The following is a 17,545-nucleotide window of genomic DNA, read 5'->3' as shown; positions in this document are numbered from 1 at the left end:
TTTCCACAAAACCGCAGGTAATTGACCCCTTCTTGATGTTGGAGCTCGCGGTGACGATGGTCACAAGAAAGGAGAAGAACGGTTTCAAGAGCGACTATTCCGCCCCGTGGGCATGCGTCATCTTGGTCACACGGCTTTGTTGCCAATTTTCCAACAACCCTGTGGTTCAGTCGTTCTTGCTGGCGCACCCCCAGGCGCCGCAAGTGAAAGGAAGACGATGACCTCGCTGCTCTCCCGCCTCGCCGTCGGTGGCGTCCTGATCGCCGCCCTGGGTGGCGCCGTCGCCCCCACCGCGGTCGCCGCTCCGGCTCCGGCCGTCGACTGCGCCGAGGGCAACGTCCTCAAGGACGTCTTCCACTCGGCCGACCACGACGGCATCAGCGTGGTCTTCAACTACCACTGCGCGGTCGAGGGCAAGGACGCCAAGGGCAAGAAGTTCAACCACCTGCGCGACGTCTCGTTCCTCGGCGCCAACGAGAAGCCCTACCCGTCCGCGGGCGAAGGCAAGATCGACTACGACAAGAGCGCCAAGGCGTGGATCCGCGTCGTGACCGACGGCTACAACTGGATCGGCGACACCTACAAGGGCAAGCGCAAGATCGCGGGCGAGGGCGCCGTCAAGCAGATCGTGCACGCCGACAACTTCGAGGGCCAGGCGCTCTGGTTCATCGGCCTGGACAAGAAGCGGCAGATCACCTTCTCCGCCAAGGGCAAGACCGTCCAGGTCTACGTCAAGGTCGCCTGATGACCGCCCTCGGCCTGAGCAGGGCGATCGCTGTCGGCGCGGTGCTGGCGGGACTGTCGGGCGTGCTCGCGCCCCTGGCCTCGGCCACCCCGGCGCAGGAGTGCCGTCCGTTCACCTTCTCCGAGGTCAAGGTCCGCGACACCGGTTCCACGACCGCCGTCGACCTGACCTACTCCCGCCGCGTCGAGGACGTGACGGTGAGCGAGCTGACCTCGCCGCCGGTGCAGGACGGCTCCGGCGACCCGGTCAAGGTCAAGGGCACCAGCTGGTACGAGGTCCGGATGCTGTGCGGCTACGACTGGTACGGCAACCCGTACAGGGGTCCGCGTCGTGTCAAGGGTGCGGGCGTCGTCGGCGAGGTTGTCATCAACGGCGACTTCGAGGGCACGCTGTCCTGGGTCATCGGCACCCGAAAGGGCCTCTTCCCGAAGTCCGTGCACCACACCGGTTCGACGCTGACGATCGAGTTCCCCAAGAACTAGTCGCGCGAACCGCAGCAAGCCAGAAGGGACCTTCACCGCAGGGGGTGGAGGTCCCTTCGCCTGTTCCAGCTCAGAACACGGCCCTAGAAGACGGCCCCAGAAGACGGCCCTAGAAGACGGCGGGGAGCAGGCGGACCGAGCCGACCCGCCGACCGCCGCCGAACACCGGCTCCTCGGCCAGTTCCTCCAGCGCGGGTGTGGCGACGCCGAGCGAGCGCAGCGCGCCGACGATCACCGGCATCCGCGCCCGCTGGGCCCCATCGGAGATCTTCAGCGCGACCGCCCGCCCGTCCGGCAGAGCCGCCGCGTGCACGCCCTCGGCGCCCGCCTTGCACAACAACCCGGGCACGGCGTCCATCAGCAGCGTGTCCTCGCGCCCGGTCCCCGCGACCAGGTACGGGTGCGCGCGCATGGCGTCGGCGACGCGGCGCAGGTCCGAGCCGGGCTCAGCGCTGGCGAGCTTGCCGAAGGCCCGGGCGAGCCCGTACAGCGAGACGGAGAACAGCGGGGCGCCGCATCCGTCGACCGCCGTGTGCGCGATCGGCTCCTCGGCCAACTCGGCGAGGGTGTTCCTGATCGTCACCTGGAGCGGGTGCGACGGATCGGTGTAGGAGGTCGTCGGCCAACCGCGCTGCACGCACGTCGCGAGCATGCCCGCGTGCTTGCCGGAGCAGTTCATGCTGACCCGGTTCGCCGTGCCACCGGCCGCGACCAGCGCGTTCCTGCTGCCCTCGTGCACGGGGTAGTCCGGAGGGCACAGCAGGTCGTCCGGGGTGAGACCGTGCTTGGCCAGCAGTGCCGTCGCGCGCTCGACGTGGTCGGGCTCGCCGTTGTGGGAGGCGCAGACGAGGGCCAGGTCCGCGTCGTCCGGCACGTCGAGGCCGCACCGCAGCATCCCCAACGCCTGGACGGGCTTGTTCGACGAGCGCGGCATGATCGGCCTGCGGGTGTCCCCGTGCACGCGGACCACCTCGCCCGCCGGTCCGAGCACGATCACCGAGCCGTGGTGCACGCACTCGCGCACGCCGGAACGGACCACCTCGACCAGTTCGCTGGCGATGGCTAGTCCTCCTCGGGTTCGTCGGCCCCGTCCTGCCTGCGCAGCCTGCTGGCCGCCAGCAGATCGTCCACCGACGCCCTGCCCTCGCGGTACCGCCGAGCGATCTCTTCGTTGAGCTGGTCCATGACCACCTGCACCTCGCGCCGCCGCCTGGACACCGACGCCTCCTCGGCGCGGTAGGCCCGCAGCGCGTGCGCGATCTGCTCCTCGGTCAGCGAGGTGACGTTGGACAGGTCCACGTCGGAGACCAGGGTCTCGACGTGCCTGCGGTGCGCCTCCGCGCGCGAGGGTTCCGGCATCTGGGCGCGCCCGAGACTGCCGGTGGACCGGACCGCGTTCTCCGAGAGGATGCCGACGAGCTGCTCGACCACGGAGGTCGGACCACCCTCGGAGCGTCTGCGCTGCTCGGCCAGGACGATGTCGATCCTGGCGTGCAGGAGCCTGCGCACGTAGGAGAGGTCGGTCTCCTCCTGCGCAGCCTCGTCCCGCAGCTCCCGCACCTCGCTGAGGGGGCGCTGCTCGACACCCTCGGTGTAGTCCGGGGCCAGCACGCGGTCAATCCTCCGGCGCCCGCCTGGACGTACCTCGATCACGTGCCCATCCTGCGGGACATTCCGGTCAGCCGCCAACACCCGCTCTACTCCCAACAGGTACACATTCGAATAATCACCTGGATTGCCGCACTCCGAGCAGCGCCAGAGCCTCGTCGACCGCGATCGGCGGCCGTTGCGCGATCCGGGACAACGCCGCCGCTCGCGCCGCGAGTTGGGCGTTGTCGCGCACCCGCTCGCCCCTCGCGTAGGAGAGCGTGTCCTCCATGCCCACCCGCAGATGACCACCTGCGGACAGTGAGGCCAACATCACCGGCAGCGACGTGCGCCCGATGCCCGTCGCGGAGAAGCTCGCCCCCTGCGGCAGCAGCCGCAGCGCGGAGGTCAGCATCTCCGTCGTGCCCGGCATGCCGCCGGGAACGCCCATCACGAGGTCGACGTGCACGTGACCGCCCGCGGGCGCCCCGTGCTCGTCCAGCAGCCGGTTCAGCGAGGCCAGCTGGCCGACGTCGAAGATCTCGTACTCCGGGACGATCTCGCGCTCCTGCATCCGCTTGTGCAGCTCGACGATGAACTCCCAGCGGTTCATGAACACCGCGTCGCCGAAGTTGACCGTGCCCATGGTGCAGGAGGCCGAGTCCGGCATGGCGTCGAGCACGGCCAGCCGGTCCTCCTCCGGATCGGTCACCGCGCCGCCGGTGGACAGCTGGACGATCAGGTTCGTCTCACCGCGCAGCGCGGCCACGGTCTCCTTGAGCAGGCCCTGGTCCAGGCTCGGCCGGGCCTCGGCGTCGCGGACGTGCACGTGGATCATGCTCGCGCCGACGCGCTCGCAGTCCTGGCCCGTGCGGACCAGCTCCTCCAGCGTGACCGGCAGGTTCGGGACCTCGGCCTTGCTGTGCTCCGCCCCGGTGGGGGCGACCGTGATGAGAGTGCCGGACGACCCTCTGCCTGACGACGCTGTCATGGTGGCTGATCCTGCCAGGCGATCGGCGTCCGGAGATAGCCCCCGGGGCAGGTGGTCAGCCCCGCAGCCTGCGCAGCGCGGCGCGTCCTGGCTGCTCACCGGTGTCCGGCGGCACCGAGTCGGGGTCGATCGCGGCGCTCACCGCGTCCTCGCCCTCACCCGCGCTCAGCTCGGTCTCGACCGGCACCGAGCGCTTGAGCAGCGCCAGCGCGATCGGGCCCAGCTCGTGGTGCAGCACGGCCGAACCGAGGCGCCCGACGACCTTGCCACCCGCCGTGACCGGAGCCCCGGGCTCGGGCAGCACCTCCTGCGAGCCGTCCAGGTGCAGCAGCACCATCCGCCGGGGCGGCTTGCCGAGGTTGTGCACCCTGGCGACCGTCTCCTGGCCCCGGTAGCAACCCTTGTCCAGGTGCACGGCGCGGCCGATCCACGAGACCTCGTGCGGGATCGTGCGCGCGTCGGTGTCCATGCCGAGCCGGGGGCGCAGCGCCTCGACCCGCAGCGCCTCGTAGGTCCAGCTGCCCGTTGGCCTTGCCCCCGCGCCGGTCAGCCGCGACCACCACGCATCCAGCTCGGCGCGGGGCACGAGCAGGTCGACCGAGTCCGGCGCGCTCATCCGCCTGGCGAACCCGCCGCCGGGCAGGGCGAGCACCCCGTCCGCGACCACGACGCCGACCGCCGCCAGCACCTCGTCCGAGGTCGGGCCGACCACCGTGAGCAGCGCGAACTCGTCGGTGACGTCCTTGGGCTCGACCTTGGACCAGAAGACCATCTTGGTCAGGTAGCCCAGCAGCGGCTCGACCCGCGAGCGCTCGACGTCCAGCCACACGGTGCCGTCCAGCTCCGCGACGACGGCGTGGTCCTCGATCCGGCCCTGCACGTCGAGGATCAGCAGCTCGCTCCCGGAGCCGTCGGCGAGGGAGGTCATGTGCTGGCTGGTCAGCGAGTGCAGCCAGGTCAGCCGGTCCGCGCCGGAGACCGCGATGACGCCCCGGTGCGAGCGGTCGATCACCGCTGCCGAGCGCGCGGCCGTCCGTTGCTCGGCGAGCGGGTCGCCGAAGTGCCACGGCACCCCGGGGTCCGCCGAGTCCTCCGGCGGGGGGATCGCGCCTGGCTGGCCTAGCGTCACGGCAACTCCTGATCTCCGACTGAGCAGTCCGCGCACACCCCGGAGAGCGCGAGGTGGCTGGCATCCAGGTGGAAACCCCGCGCGGTGTGCAGTTGTTCCCCCAGCGCCGCGAGTGCGTCGCACGGCACCTCGTCCAGCCCGCCGCAGCGGTGGCAGACCAGGTGGACGTGCTCGTGGGCGTCCACCGAGTAGCTCGGCGCGCCGTGCCCGAGGTGCGTGTGCCGCACCAGTCCGAGCTGTTCGAGCAGGTCCAGCGTGCGGTAGACGGTGGTGATGTTGACCGTCGGCGTGCGCTCGCGGATGTGCTGGCAGATCTGTTCCGGGGTCGCGTGTTCGAGCTCTGTCACCGCGTCGAGCACCAGCTGGCGCTGCGGCGTCATCCTCAGCCCGCGCTCGCGCAGGGTCCGGCGGAGCATCTCCGGCACGCTGTCCACGAGCCCAATCGTAGGCTGATCGCATGCGCGTAGTGGCAAAGCTCGACGGGACTCTCGTCGACCCAGAGGCCCCACTCCTCCGACCGGACGACTACAGCGTCCAGCGCGGCGACGGCGTGTTCGAAACGATCTTCGTGGTGAACCGCAGGACCCGTGAGTTCGGCCCGCACCTCGCCAGGCTCGCCCGGTCCGCGGCACTGCTGGACATGCCCCCGGTCGACGTGCCCGCGTGGGAGCGGCTCAGCCAGATCGTGATCGACGCCTGGCCGTGGGACACCCACCCCGAGATGGGCCTGAAGCTCATCTACACCCGGGGCCCGGAGTACGGCGACGGCACGCCGACCGGCTTCGCCATGGGCATCCCGATCCCGGACAGCACCATCGCCTGCCGCCGCGACGGCGTGTCCGCGCTGACCCTGGACCGCGGCTACAGCACCGACCTCACCGACCGCGCGCCGTGGCTGCTGCTGGGCGCGAAGACCCTGAGCTACGCGGTGAACATGGCCGCGACCCGCTACGCGAAGAGCCAGGGCGCCCAGGAAGTGATCTTCACGGCCGCCGACGGCACCGTGCTGGAGGGCCCGACGTCCACGGTGGTCATCGCCAAGGACCGCACCCTGACCACCACCCCGCCCCCGCTCGGCATCCTCGAGGGCACCACCCAGGCGGCCCTGTTCCGCGCTGCCGAGGCGGCGGGCTGGAAGACCAAGGTCGAGCCGATGACCGTCGAGGACCTGACAGGCGCGGACGGCCTCTGGTGCGTCTCCAGCGTCCGGCTGGTCACTCGCGTGCACACGCTCAACGGCACACCCCTGCGGGACTTCACGCCCCTGCACCAGGAGATCTCATCCCTCTACGAGGCCGTCTACGCCTAGCCCCCGTTGAAGCCCTGAACGACCCGTTTGGGTACTTGAACGCGCTAAACGACCCGTTCAGCGCGCTCAACGCACTAAACGGGTCGTTCAGGGCTTAAGAACTGCGGCTTCAGCCGACGACGCGGGTGAGGCGGGCGGAGGTGTGCGGCTGGAGGGGTTGACCGGCCATCGCGCGTTCCTCGACGTAGGCCAGGTCGCCCTCGACGATGCCGTAGAGGCGGGAGGCCGCGTTGACCTCCTTGGCCGTCGCGGTGCGCATGACGATGTCGGTGCCGAACTCCCACGCGGTCTGGCTCAGCGGCTTGCCGTAGTAGATCTCGACGATCCCCGAGGAGTGGGTGAGCAGCACCTCGATGGTCTCGTCGGCCTGCGGGCGCCAGAAGCCGGTCTCGCGCGCGGCGGGGCGCACGACCTCACCGGCCTCGTTGAGCAGCCAGGAGCGCGCCTCGTAGTGGACGAACGGCCGCCCGTCGTGGGCGAAGGTCACCTGCTGGCCGAAGCGGTACGGGCCCTCGATCGTCGGGTAGACGACCTCGCCCTCGCCGCGCCACACGCCGATCAGCGGCAGCAGGTCCAGGCACGCGTCGTGCAGGTTGGGGCCGAGGCGCAGGTTCGCGGTGTCGCCCGCGATGGGCATGTCCTCGAACTGCGGCAGGTTGCGGTCGCGGGTGTGCTCGGCGCGCTCGGCGGCCGCGCGCACGGCGGCGTCACCGCTGCCGGGAACGACGCCGGGGGCCGGCTCGGGGGGAGTCTGGGTCATGTCCTGCGATTCACTCGTCAGCGCTGGTCGGAGTAGAGCCGGTAGACGACGTAGCCGGCGAACCACAGTGTCAGCAGCGCGGCCAGCCCGATCAGCCCGGTAAAGAACCATTCCACCCGCCGAGGATACGTCGGGGGTGGAGCGGCCGCGCCGCCCCACCCCACCGGGGTGACGAGGATCAAGCGAGGAGGGCTCAGCAGCCCCACTGACCGCTGATGGAGACCGCGCGGAACAGCGCGTTCCAGGTGAGCGGGCCGACGATGCCGCTGTCCTTGATGCCGACGTTGCGCTGGAACACGCGCACGGTCGCCTGCCACGCCTCGTTGTAGTGCCCGCCGCTTTCTTCAGGGGCGTCGATCTCCAGCCGGTTGAACGCGTTGGCGAGCTGGTCCATCATCTGCGGGTCGTGCGCGCCGGGCTGGATGCCGCGCTCCGGCAGCAACGGAGTGCTGGTCCGGCCGGGCAGCAGCGGGCCGACGAGTGCCTGCCAGGTCGGCTGGTCCACCACGCCGTCGTCGACGATTCCGTTGCGGCGCTGGAAGTCCTTCACCGAGGCGAGCGTGTTCTCCGCGTACAGCCCCGTTCCGCGCAGGCCGTATCCCTTGTAGCGCAACGCACGCTGCAATCCGAGCACCTCGACCCCGCGCTGCCCCGGCTCCACCCTCGACAGCGTCGCGGCGAACTCGCGCGAATCCCCTTGGTGGGCCTCGCAAGCCATGGCGGTGCCAGCGCCGGTCACTGCCGCAACGCCACTGAGCCCTGCCGCGAGCACCGCGACGACGATCGCCCGAACACCGAACTTCCGCATGGGTTCCTCCCCTGTTGTGCCTGTGCCAATGACACGTCCGGGTGAGGCATGTGGTTGCCACGAAAAGAAAAGAGTTCGACCCCGTCCCAGTGCAGCGGAACGGGGCCGAACTTTCTCGGAGTGGCTTCTAGGAGACCGCGACCTCAAGGGTGTGCAGTCCCGGGCCGTCGGCACTCACCGACGTCTCGCCGTTGCCCGAGCGGTGCAGAGCGCGCACCGTCCACGAGCCCGGAGCGGCGAAGAACCGGAAGTCGCCGCCGTCGGAGGAGACGACCTCGGCGGTGAACTCGCCGGAGGAGTCGAGCAGGCGCACGAACGCGCCGCCGACCGGGGCACCGCCGGAGAGCACGCGCCCGGAGAGCACGACCTCCTTGCCGGCGTCGATGTTGGCGGGCAGTACCGCCGTCTGGGCGGGGGCTCCGCAGCTGCTCATCTCGTCCGCTCCCTTTACTTCTTGCCCGCGCCGAGCTCGATCGGCACGCCGACGAGCGAGCCGTACTCGGTCCAGGAACCGTCGTAGTTCTTCACGTCGGAGTAGCCGAGCAGTTCCTTCAGCACGAACCACGTGTGCGAGGAGCGCTCGCCGATGCGGCAGTAGGCGATGGTCGCCTTGGACTCGTCGAGGCCCTCCGCCTTGTACAGCTCGCGCAGCTCCTCGTCCTTCTTGAAGGTGCCGTCCTCGTTGGCGGCCTTGCTCCACGGCACGTTCAGCGCGCCGGGGATGTGGCCGGGCCGCTGGGCCTGCTCCTGCGGCAGGTGCGCGGGGGCGGCCAGCTTGCCGGAGAACTCGTCGGGGGAGCGCACGTCCACGTAGTTCTTGGCGCCGATCTCGTCCTCGACCTCGCGGCGGAACGCGCGGATGGAGGTGTCGGGCTCGGCCGCGGTGTAGGTGGTCGCGGCCAGCTGCACGTCCTGCTTGTCCAGCGGGCGCCCGTCCAGCTCCCACTTCTTGCGGCCGCCGTCGAGCAGCTTCACGTCGGCGTGCCCGTAGAGCTTGAAGTACCAGTACGCGTACGCGGCGAACCAGTTGTTGTTGCCGCCGTAGAGGACCACGGTGTTGTCGTTGCTGATCCCCTTGGCGGACAACAGCTTCTCGAAGCCCTCGCGGTCGACGAAGTCGCGGCGCACCGGGTCCTGGAGGTCCTGCTTCCAGTCGATCTTGACTGCGCCGGGGATGTGCCCGGTCTCGTAGGCGGCGGTGTCCTCGTCGACCTCGACGAACACCACCCCTTCGGCGTCGAGGTTCTGCTCGGCCCATTCGGCCGAGACCAGGACGTTCTCACGGCTCATCGAGCGCTCCTCGTGAAGGGTTTGCGTCTACTCAGAACACTTGCTGGGGTGGAAAGTCTTGGGGACTCAGGCTGGGCGGAAGCGCCGCAGCAGCAGGTACATCTCGCAGCCGAGGCACAGTCCGAACGCCGCGTTGAGCAGTGCGGCGACCAGCGCGCCCGCCGTGGCGACGATGCCGAGGGTGGTGAGGCCGGAGGCGTAGCCGATGGTGCCGACCAGGGTGAAGACGAACCCGACGCCCTGTGCGAAGCGAAGCGGCTCGGACGCCTCGCGCTCGGTCGTCGGCTTCAACCTCGGCTGCACCGCCGTGCGGTAGAGCTGGCCGTAGGGGTTGAGGCGCAGGCTGATGAAGGCGCACATGGCGAAGATGACCGCCTGCGCCGCCACCAGCTGCCACACCCCGGTGACCATCCCCAGCACGAGCACGAGACTGGTCAGCCAGGCCGAGAATCGGGGTCCTCGGGGATCGACCGGTGGGTCAACGGACATGGACTTGCCTCCTGACTCGACTGCGAAAAGAGTCCGTCAGAGGCGGTTCCCGGCGCGCTCGGCGCAGCCGTCAGCAACCGCCCGTCAGAGGCGACACAGGCTGCTGCGCACGCGGCAGTGGTCCACCACGCGTCGCTTCGTCAGCCATACGTACATGTCAGCGAGGTTACTCCGATCGCCCGCGCTCCGGGAGGGGTGTCCAGCCAGTGGGAACACCCCGTGCTAGGGCAGGTGCGGGCGCAGCGCGGTGACCAGCGCGTCCCGCTTCGGCAGCCCGCTGACCCGCAGCAGTTCCCGCCCGTCGGGAGCAAGCGCGAGCGTGGTCGGGGTGCGCAGCACGTGCAGCTGCTCCGCGACCTCGGGGTGCGCGGTGAGGTCGAACTCGACGTGGCGCACGCCCTCGGTGCGCCCGGCGAGGTCGGTCAACAGCACCCGCGCGTGGCGGCAGGGAGCGCAGAAGGTGGTGGAGAACTGGAGCAGCGTGACGGGAGACCCGGCGTCCGGCGCCGCGTCCAGCGCGGTGCGCACCGGAGCGGGCAGCACGACCTCCACCGGCTGCCCCTTCTCCCTGACCCTGCCGTTGAGCTTGCGGTAGAGCAGGCCGATCGCGACCGTCACCACGATCGCGACCAGCACAACGACGAAACCCGTCATCGTCACCGCCGAAAGAGCTAGGGGGTCACTGCCCCATGCGCCCGGTGAGGGTGCGCAGCTGCACGTCCTTGGCCAAAGCCTCCATGACGAGCTGGTTCCGTTCAACCCTGACCGCGGTCGGCACGACGGTGAACGGCAGCGCCCCGAGGTTGACCCGGTGGGTGAAGGCGGCCCGCGCGGCGCGCTCGATCGCGGCGGGCAGCGTGACCTCGCCACCGGACTTGGCGTTGCCGAGCTTGAGCGTGTTGGGCTTGATCTCGATCTGCCCGTCCACGATCTGGATCACGCCGAGCACGGTGATCTCGGTCTTCAGCCCGGCGATGGTGGTGCTGCCGGTGAGCCGGACCATGGCCTTGCGCTTCTCCTCGTCCTGCACGGTCCCGGCGAGCGGCGGCTTGGGCTCCTCCTGCTCCTTGACCCGGTTGACGTCGTTCTGGAGCTTGTTCAGCTCCTCCTGCGTCGGGTTCTCGATCTTGAGGTCCGGGATGCTGATCAGCTTGCCGACGTCGCTCGCGGTGACCTTGACGGCGCCGAGCACCTCGTCCACCCGCATGTCCTGGGTGTTGCCGGAGATCAGGTCGGACAGCGAGGCGCGCGCGTGCCGCAGCCGGACCTCGCCCTCGACCTTGATCTTGCCGTCGGCGGTCAGCGGCACGCCGACCGCGCGGACCTCGACGTTGGGGTAGTCGCCGGTGAGGGCCTGGTAGATGAACGGGAAACCGTTGATCCGGACGTCGGGGTCCTCGGTGATGTTGAGCTGGGTCCGCATCCGCTGCGACAACTGGTACTCGGCGGTCGCCGCGATGGCGTAGTCGGCGACCACGAACAGGCCCAGTACGACGACCAGGCTGATGACCAGCTTCTTCACGTGGGTTCTCCGTCCAATCCTTGCCTCGGTCCGCCGCTGGAGGGCCGCGGTACCGATAGGGGGACGTGACGCACCCCGACGGAGTTGCCTCGGGTGCGCTCGTCCAGCCACCGAGCGATGCGGTCCACCAGCTGTGGCGTCAGCGCGCTCTCAGCGTGCCTCATGCCCGGTTCGAGCCACAGATCGGCCTCCCCGCCGGTCGCCCTGTGGAGCGCCTCGGCGTGCTCGCGGGGGAAGTACTGGTCGCGCTCACCGTGCACGATCAGCAGCTTCTCCGGCGGTACGAGGCCCGCGACCTCGACGGGAGACGCCGGGATCTCCGTCCACGGAGTGCCCAGCCGGACCCCGAGCAACCGCGCCGCGATCCGGCCCTGCGGCTGCTCCAGCATCCAGTGCACGCGGCGCATGGCCGGGGTCTCGCGAACCCACCACCGCGCCGGGCAGCTGACGACAGCCACGGCGTCGGGGGCTTCGATGAGCGCCGCGTGGCGCAGCACCACCGATGCGCCGAGCGAGATCCCGAGCGTCGCGACCCGCTCGTAGCGCTGCCGCGCGTACTGGACCGCGGCCTCCACGTCGTGGATCTCCGCTTCGCCGACCGTGGAGACGCCGCCGGAGCGACCGTGTCCGCGCAGGTCGAAGCCGAGCACGGAGTGCTTCAGCGCGAGCCTGCGCAGCAGCCGTTCAACGGTCGGCAGGCCGACGTGGTGTGTTACGCCGTGTGCCACGACGATGGCGAGACCGCCCGGATCGGCTGAATCGTGCAAGACGGCGTGCAGGCGAACGTTATCCGAGGTCATCAGTGTGACGCGGGCTTCGCGGGCTAGGTGTCGAGGTGGCACGTTCGGTATCCTCCCCGACATCCTTCGGCAACGGCGCCGACCGAACTCTTGTGGACCGAGCGCGGTCCGCGCGAGAGGAGCGCCCATGTCGAGCATCGATCTGCTGCTGCTGACCACCGACCGCGATCCCGAGTCGGTGCTCCCCGCTCTCTCGCTGCTCCCGCACCAGGTGCGCCCGCTCGCTCCCGATGTCTCCGCGCTGCTGGAGGCCGGTCCGCACGAGGCCGTCATCGTCGACGCCCGCACCGACCTCGTCGGCGCGCGCAGCCTGTGCCGCCTCCTCGCGGGCAGTGGCATCGACGTTCCGGTCATCGCCGTGGTGACCGAGGCCAGCCTGGTCGCGCTCAACGCCGACTGGGGCATCGACGAGATCCTGCTGCCGAACTCCGGCCCCGCCGAGGTCGACGCCCGCCTGCGGCTGGTCCGCGGTCGCAGGGCCGCCGCGCACCGGGGCGGCGACGGCGCGATCCAGGTCGGCGAGCTGGTCATCGACGAGGCCACCTACTCCGCGAAGCTGCGCGGACGCGCGCTCGAACTGACCTACAAGGAGTTCGAGCTGCTCAAGTACCTCGCGCAGCACGCGGGCCGGGTCTTCACCCGTGCGCAGCTGCTCCAGGAGGTCTGGGGCTACGACTTCTTCGGCGGCACGCGCACGGTGGACGTGCACGTGCGTCGTCTGCGCGCCAAGCTCGGCCTTGAGCACGAGGCGCTGATCGGCACCGTGCGCAACGTCGGCTACAAGTTCGTCCGCCCGGCCACCCGCTCCACCTCGCAGCGCGCCGCGGCCCCGGCTCCCACGCCTCGGATTCCCGTCTCCCGCTAGGTAACGTCGGTTCGGTGGAACTGATCTGGCAGGACAAGCTCTCCGAAGAGCAGGCGGACCAGGTGCGCGCGCTCGTCGCCGCGGCGGCCGAGGTCGACGGCAGGGCGCCCATCGGCGAGCACGTGTTGCTGAACCTCGACGCCGGGGACCACCTCGTGGCCACCGAGCGCGCGGGCGGGCCGGTCGTCGGCTACGCCTTCCTCGACCGCGCCGGTGACAACGACGGCAACGCGGTCGCCGAGCTGGCCGTCCACCCCGAGCACCGTCGTCGCGGCACCGGCTCCGCGCTCGTCGAAGGCGTGCTGGGCAAGGTCTCCGACCGCTCGAAGCTGCGCATCTGGGCGCATGGGGAGACCCCCGCGGCCAGGCACCTCGCGGAGAAGTTCGGCCTGCGCCGCGCCCGCGAACTGTGGCGGATGCGCCGTTCGCTCGCCGATGCGTTGCCGACCCGCGAGGCCCCGGAGGGCGTCGTGCTGCGGACCTTCCGCCCCGGCGAGGACGAGGCCGCCATGGTCGCGGTCAACAACCGCGCGTTCTCCTGGCACCCCGAGCAGGGCGGCTGGACCGAGGCGGATGTCCGCGCCCGCGAGGCCGAGGAGTGGTTCGACGCCAACGGTTTCTTCCTCGCGGAGAAGGCGGGCGAGGTCGTCGGCTTCCACTGGACGAAGGTGCACCCGGCCTCGCCCGGCACCGGTGGAGAGCCCATCGGCGAGGTCTACGTCGTCGGCATCGACCCCGACGCGCAGGGCGGCGGCCTCGGCTCCGTGCTGACGCTCGCCGGGCTGCACCACCTGCGCTCGCTCGGCCTGCCCGCCGTGATGCTCTACGTCGAGGCGGACAACACCGCGGCCGTCCGGGTCTACGAGAAGCTGGGGTTCAGCCGGTGGGACGCCGATGTCCAGTTTGCGCCGGTTTGACCCGCTCCTGATAGGCGTCCGCTTACGGACAGGCACCGACTCTGCGCGAACCGGCATGTCGTTCGTGAATGTGCGGTAGTTTCACGCGCTCTTAGCACGCCGTAGACCTGTCCGGGAGTGAATTCAGCATGTCCATGCCCTACCCGCCGCAGCAGCCGCAGGGCGGCTACCCCGCGCCACAGCAGAACGGACTGGGCACCGCCGGCTTCGTCGTCGGGCTCATCGGCCTGGTCTTCAGCTTCATCCCGATCATCGGTGTCGTGGCGTGGCCGCTGGTCATCATCGGCGCGGTGCTCTCCGGGGTCGGCCTGAGCAAGGCGATGAGCGGTGCCGCCAGCAACAAGGGGCTGGCCATCGCGGGCCTCGTCTGCTCGATCGTCGGACTGGTCATGTGCTTCGCCTACCTCTCCGCGTGGAACGAGGCGGTCGACTCCGGCAACGAGATCCTGCGCAACCTGCCCAACCGGTAGCGCCGAAACACCTCCGCGACGGGGGCTGTGCTCGATCGAGCACAGCCCCCGTCGCTGTGTCGCGGGCCGGGCGGGGGCGCCGCAGACTGGGAGCCGTGGGCACACCGGATGACGGAGCTGTCACGGCGCGCATACGCGCTGGTCACGCGGGGGACACGGAACGGCCCCAATGGGGTGGGGATGGTCACTCCCAGTGGCTTGTTCACCCGTCGTTCACCTGTTCAGCGAGGCCCGTCAACCCTGGCTGCCTACCGTCTGCGGCCGTACGGCGGAAACCTCGCCGGCACATCCCTTTCCCAGCTGGAGGAGTTCAGGTGAAGATCAAGCAGAGCGGCGCCGCGATCGGTCTGGTGGCCGTGGGCGCCCTGCTGCTGTCCGCCTGTGGCAGCGACAACAACACCGGGGCCCAGGGCACGTCCAGCTCGATGGCGAACCTGAGCGTCGAGTGCGGCGGCAAGGCCACCCTCTCGGCCGAGGGCTCCTCGGCGCAGAAGAACGCCATGGACATCTTCGCCAAGGACTTCCAGGCGAAGTGCCAGGGGCAGAAGATCGCCTACACCAAGTCCGGCTCGGGCAAGGGCATCAGCCAGTTCACCGCCAAGCAGATCGACTTCGGTGGCACCGACTCCCCGCTGAGCAAGGAGAAGGGCGAGGTCGACAAGGCCGCGCAGCGCTGCGAGGGCAACCCGGCGTGGAACCTGCCGCTGGTCTTCGGCCCGGTCGCGCTGGCCTACAACGTGCCCAACCTGAACAACCTCGTCCTCAACGGCGAGCTCGCCGCGAAGGTCTTCAGCGGCCAGATCACCAAGTGGAACGACCCGGCCATCGCCGCGGCCAACCCGGGTGCCTCGCTGCCGGACAAGAAGATCGTCGTGATCTACCGCTCCGACGAGTCCGGCACCACCGAGAACTTCCAGACCTACCTCAAGACCGCGGCCCCGCAGGCGTGGACCAAGGGCGGCGGCAAGAAGTTCACCGGCGGCGTCGGTGAGGGCAAGGAGTCCTCCGACGGCGTCTCCAGCGCGACCAAGAGCACCGACGGCGCCATCACCTACGTCGAGTGGTCCTTCGCCAAGAACGCCAAGCTGGGCATCGCCAAGGTCGACACCGGCGCGGGCGCGGTGGAGCTGACCTCCGCCAGTGCCGCCAAGGCCATCGACGGCGCGCAGGTCAAGGGCACCGGCAACGACCTCGTGCTGGACCTGAACTCGATCTACGGCACCAAGGCCGCCGGCGCCTACCCGCTGCTGCTGGCCACCTACGAGGTGGTCTGCTCCAAGGGCTACGACGCCGACACCGCCAAGGCGCTCAAGGCGTTCCTGACCGTGGCGGCCAACGCCTCCGCGAGCGAGCTGGAGGCCGCGGGCTACGTGGCGCTGCCCGAGACGTTCAAGAAGAAGCTGACAACGGCCGTCTCGGCGATCGCCTGACGGATCCACTCTCGATCGGGCGGTTGGCCGGGACGCGACGCGCGTTCCGGCCTTCCGCTTGACCGGACTACCGGAGGCTGTCATCTCCAGCGCTGAGAAGCCGACCGTTGTCAGGCCAGGCGACCGGATCTTCCGGGCCCTGACCTCCGGCGCGGGCGTGTTCATCGTGGTCCTGATCGCCGCGATCGGGATCTTCCTGCTGCTGCGCGCCGTTCCCTCGCTGCAGCGGGACAACGTCAACTTCCTGCTGAGCCGCGACTGGGTGACCAACGACCCCGCGAACCTGCGCTTCGGCATCATCGACCTGCTCTGGGTCACCGTCGCGACCTCCGCCGTCGCGCTGGTGCTGGCCACCCCGGTCGCGCTGGGCATCGCGCTGTTCCTCACCCAGTACGCGCCGCGCAGGCTGGCCCGCTCGCTCGCCTACGTCGTCGACCTGCTCGCCGCCGTGCCGTCGATCATCTTCGGCCTGTGGGGCATCCAGGTGCTCGCGCCGACGCTGCTGCCGTTCGCGGAGTGGCTCAACGACGCGCTGGGCTGGATCCCGATCTTCGCGCTGGGCAACGTCTCCACCGGCGGTGGCGGCAACATCTTCATCTCCGGCGTGGTGCTCGCGGTGATGATCCTGCCGATCATCACCGCGGTCAGCAGGGAGATCTTCGCGCGCACCCCCGTCACGCACGTCGAGGGGGCGCTCGCGCTCGGCGCCACCAAGTGGGAGGTCGTGCGCACCACGGTGCTGCCCTTCGGCAAGGCGGGCTTCATCAGCGCCGCCATGCTCGGCCTCGGGCGCGCGCTCGGCGAGACCATCGCGCTGACCACCATCCTCAGCGCCACCGACTCCGCGCCGAACTACACGATCTTCGACGGCGGCGCGACGTTCGCGTCCCGGATCGCACTGGGCTCGGCGGAGTTCAACGACAACCTCACCGTCGGCGCCTACATCGCGGCCGGTCTGGTGCTGTTCCTGATCACCTTCGCGGTCAACGCGCTCGCGCGGACCGTCGTGGCCGGGAAGAAGGAGTACGCATGAGCACCTCCGTTGACCTCGACCGGCCGGCGAGCCCGCCGGCGTTCCGGCCGATCGGCGCGGCCCGCAAGGCCAAGAACCTCGTCGCGACCGTGCTGGTCTACCTGTGCTTCGTCATCGCGGTCATCCCGCTGGTGTGGGTGCTCTACACGGTGCTGGAGAAGGGCCTCGGCCCCATCCTCAGCGCGGACTGGTGGGGCAAGTCGCTCAACGGGCTCACCGCGACGCAGTTCGGCGGCGGGGCCTATCACGCGATCTTCGGAACCCTGGTGCAGGGCGTCGTCTGCGCGCTCATCTCGGTGCCGATCGGCGTGCTCGTGGCGATCTACCTCGTCGAGTACGGCGCGCGCTCGCGGATGGCCAGGACCACGACCTTCATGGTGGACATCCTCACCGGTGTCCCGTCCATCGTGGCCGGTCTGTTCATCTACGCGCTGTGGATCACCACGTTCGGCTTCACCCGCAGCGCGTTCGCGGTCTCGCTCTCCCTGGTGCTGCTGATGGTCCCGGTGGTCATCCGCACCACCGAGGAGATGCTGCGGATCGTGCCGATGGAGCTGCGCGAGGCCTCCTACGCGCTCGGCGTTCCCAAGTGGAAGACGATCGTCAAGATCGTCATCCCGACGGCGCTGTCCGGCATCGTCACCGGCGTCATGCTCGGCCTGGCCAGGGTGATGGGCGAGACGGCGCCGCTGCTGATCCTGGTCGGCTACGCGCCGTTCATCAACTACAACATCTTCTCCGGCGAGATGGCCTCGCTGCCGTTGTTGATGAACACCGAGCGCGCCACCGGCACCGAGGCGGGCGACATGCGCGTCTGGGGCGCCGCGCTGACCCTGGTAGTGATCATCATGCTCTTCAACCTCGTGGCCGCGATCGTCTCGCGGCTCTCGGCGATCAAGACGAAGTGAGCGGGCGGTA

22 protein-coding genes are annotated in these 17,545 nt (G+C 69.7%); 9 read left to right on the top strand and 13 right to left on the bottom strand.

The features are described 5' to 3' along the window. Window positions 1–217 precede the first annotated feature (217 nt). Both ABD798_RS12115 and ABD798_RS12110 read left to right on the top strand, forming a co-directional pair. Window positions 218–745, top strand: a complete 528-nt coding sequence (locus tag ABD798_RS12115) for a hypothetical protein (RefSeq protein ID WP_344873824.1) — start codon at window positions 218–220, stop codon at window positions 743–745. After that, window positions 745–1,227, top strand: a complete 483-nt coding sequence (locus ABD798_RS12110; RefSeq protein ID WP_344873822.1) for an AMIN-like domain-containing (lipo)protein — start codon at window positions 745–747, stop codon at window positions 1,225–1,227. The genes ABD798_RS12115 and ABD798_RS12110 overlap by 1 nt, the downstream gene beginning before the upstream one ends. 109 nt (window positions 1,228–1,336) lie before the next feature. On the opposite strand, the gene ABD798_RS12105 is transcribed toward ABD798_RS12110, so the two are convergent. From ABD798_RS12105 to ABD798_RS12085, 5 genes are all read right to left on the bottom strand, one after another. Beyond that, window positions 1,337–2,275, bottom strand: coding sequence for an asparaginase (locus tag ABD798_RS12105; protein WP_344874016.1), 939 nt, complete (start codon window positions 2,273–2,275; stop codon window positions 1,337–1,339). Between the two features lie 14 nt (window positions 2,276–2,289). Beyond that, window positions 2,290–2,880: an RsiG family protein gene (locus tag ABD798_RS12100; RefSeq protein ID WP_344873820.1), complete on the bottom strand. Its 591-nt coding sequence runs from the start codon at window positions 2,878–2,880 to the stop codon at window positions 2,290–2,292. A 73-nt stretch (window positions 2,881–2,953) separates the two neighbouring features. After that, window positions 2,954–3,805: a beta-keto acid cleavage family enzyme gene (locus ABD798_RS12095; protein ID WP_344873818.1), complete on the bottom strand. Its 852-nt coding sequence runs from the start codon at window positions 3,803–3,805 to the stop codon at window positions 2,954–2,956. Between the two features lie 55 nt (window positions 3,806–3,860). Beyond that, window positions 3,861–4,934 carry a CAF17-like 4Fe-4S cluster assembly/insertion protein YgfZ gene (ygfZ, locus tag ABD798_RS12090; protein WP_344873816.1) on the bottom strand — a complete coding sequence of 358 codons (1,074 nt, stop codon included), beginning with the start codon at window positions 4,932–4,934 and terminating at the stop codon, window positions 3,861–3,863. Further along, window positions 4,931–5,350, bottom strand: coding sequence for a Fur family transcriptional regulator (locus ABD798_RS12085; RefSeq protein WP_344874014.1), 420 nt, complete (start codon window positions 5,348–5,350; stop codon window positions 4,931–4,933). The genes ygfZ and ABD798_RS12085 overlap by 4 nt, the downstream gene beginning before the upstream one ends. Window positions 5,351–5,391: 41 nt before the next feature. Between ABD798_RS12085 and ABD798_RS12080 the strand changes: the two genes are divergently transcribed. Then, window positions 5,392–6,243: an aminodeoxychorismate lyase gene (locus ABD798_RS12080; RefSeq protein WP_344873814.1), complete on the top strand. Its 852-nt coding sequence runs from the start codon at window positions 5,392–5,394 to the stop codon at window positions 6,241–6,243. Between the two features lie 109 nt (window positions 6,244–6,352). On the opposite strand, the gene ABD798_RS12075 is transcribed toward ABD798_RS12080, so the two are convergent. The 8 genes from ABD798_RS12075 to ABD798_RS12040 all read right to left on the bottom strand — a co-directional run bounded on the left by ABD798_RS12075 (window position 6,353) and on the right by ABD798_RS12040 (window position 11,912). Further along, window positions 6,353–7,003, bottom strand: a complete 651-nt coding sequence (locus ABD798_RS12075; RefSeq protein ID WP_344873812.1) for a heme-binding beta-barrel domain-containing protein — start codon at window positions 7,001–7,003, stop codon at window positions 6,353–6,355. Window positions 7,004–7,196: 193 nt separating this feature from the next. Beyond that, window positions 7,197–7,811, bottom strand: a complete 615-nt coding sequence (locus tag ABD798_RS12070; RefSeq protein WP_344873810.1) for a peptidoglycan-binding domain-containing protein — start codon at window positions 7,809–7,811, stop codon at window positions 7,197–7,199. Between the two features lie 127 nt (window positions 7,812–7,938). Next, window positions 7,939–8,244 (bottom strand): DUF1416 domain-containing protein, encoded by a 306-nt coding sequence (locus ABD798_RS12065; protein WP_344873808.1) that lies wholly within the window; start codon window positions 8,242–8,244, stop codon window positions 7,939–7,941. 14 nt (window positions 8,245–8,258) lie between these two features. Further along, entirely contained in the window at window positions 8,259–9,101 is an 843-nt protein-coding gene (locus ABD798_RS12060) for a sulfurtransferase (protein WP_344873806.1), read from the bottom strand. 66 nt (window positions 9,102–9,167) lie between these two features. Continuing rightward, the gene (locus ABD798_RS12055) at window positions 9,168–9,590 is read right to left on the bottom strand and encodes a DUF4395 domain-containing protein (protein WP_344873804.1); all 423 of its coding nucleotides are present in this window, start codon (window positions 9,588–9,590) and stop codon (window positions 9,168–9,170) included. Between the two features lie 222 nt (window positions 9,591–9,812). Further along, window positions 9,813–10,244, bottom strand: a complete 432-nt coding sequence (locus tag ABD798_RS12050; protein WP_344874012.1) for a TlpA family protein disulfide reductase — start codon at window positions 10,242–10,244, stop codon at window positions 9,813–9,815. Window positions 10,245–10,269: 25 nt separating this feature from the next. Continuing rightward, a complete protein-coding gene (locus ABD798_RS12045) occupies window positions 10,270–11,112 on the bottom strand; it encodes an LmeA family phospholipid-binding protein (protein WP_344873802.1) in 843 nt (280 codons plus the stop codon). Continuing rightward, window positions 11,109–11,912, bottom strand: a complete 804-nt coding sequence (locus ABD798_RS12040; RefSeq protein ID WP_344873800.1) for an alpha/beta hydrolase — start codon at window positions 11,910–11,912, stop codon at window positions 11,109–11,111. Before ABD798_RS12040 ends, ABD798_RS12045 begins: the two co-directional genes overlap by 4 nt. Before the next feature lie 127 nt (window positions 11,913–12,039). Here ABD798_RS12040 and ABD798_RS12035 point away from each other — a divergent pair, with 127 nt between their 5' ends. From ABD798_RS12035 to pstA, 6 genes are all read left to right on the top strand, one after another. Then, the gene (locus ABD798_RS12035; RefSeq protein WP_344873798.1) at window positions 12,040–12,777 is read left to right on the top strand and encodes a winged helix-turn-helix transcriptional regulator; all 738 of its coding nucleotides are present in this window, start codon (window positions 12,040–12,042) and stop codon (window positions 12,775–12,777) included. A gap of 14 nt (window positions 12,778–12,791) precedes the next feature. Continuing rightward, window positions 12,792–13,694 (top strand): mycothiol synthase, encoded by a 903-nt coding sequence (gene mshD / locus ABD798_RS12030; protein ID WP_344873796.1) that lies wholly within the window; start codon window positions 12,792–12,794, stop codon window positions 13,692–13,694. Window positions 13,695–13,822: 128 nt separating this feature from the next. Beyond that, complete coding sequence (locus tag ABD798_RS12025) at window positions 13,823–14,164, top strand: hypothetical protein (RefSeq protein WP_344873794.1); 342 nt, start codon at window positions 13,823–13,825, stop codon at window positions 14,162–14,164. A 314-nt stretch (window positions 14,165–14,478) separates the two neighbouring features. After that, entirely contained in the window at window positions 14,479–15,594 is a 1,116-nt protein-coding gene (pstS, locus tag ABD798_RS12020) for a phosphate ABC transporter substrate-binding protein PstS (RefSeq protein WP_344873792.1), read from the top strand. A gap of 58 nt (window positions 15,595–15,652) precedes the next feature. Beyond that, entirely contained in the window at window positions 15,653–16,627 is a 975-nt protein-coding gene (pstC, locus tag ABD798_RS12015; protein ID WP_344873790.1) for a phosphate ABC transporter permease subunit PstC, read from the top strand. Continuing rightward, window positions 16,624–17,535, top strand: coding sequence for a phosphate ABC transporter permease PstA (gene pstA, locus ABD798_RS12010; RefSeq protein ID WP_344873788.1), 912 nt, complete (start codon window positions 16,624–16,626; stop codon window positions 17,533–17,535). Before pstC ends, pstA begins: the two co-directional genes overlap by 4 nt. The last annotated feature ends 10 nt before the right edge of the window (window positions 17,536–17,545 follow it).

It is taken from the genome of Allokutzneria multivorans (assembly GCF_039537405.1).
GTDB lineage: Bacteria > Actinomycetota > Actinomycetes > Mycobacteriales > Pseudonocardiaceae > Allokutzneria > Allokutzneria multivorans.
This window is presented reverse-complemented; position numbering and strand designations above follow the sequence as displayed.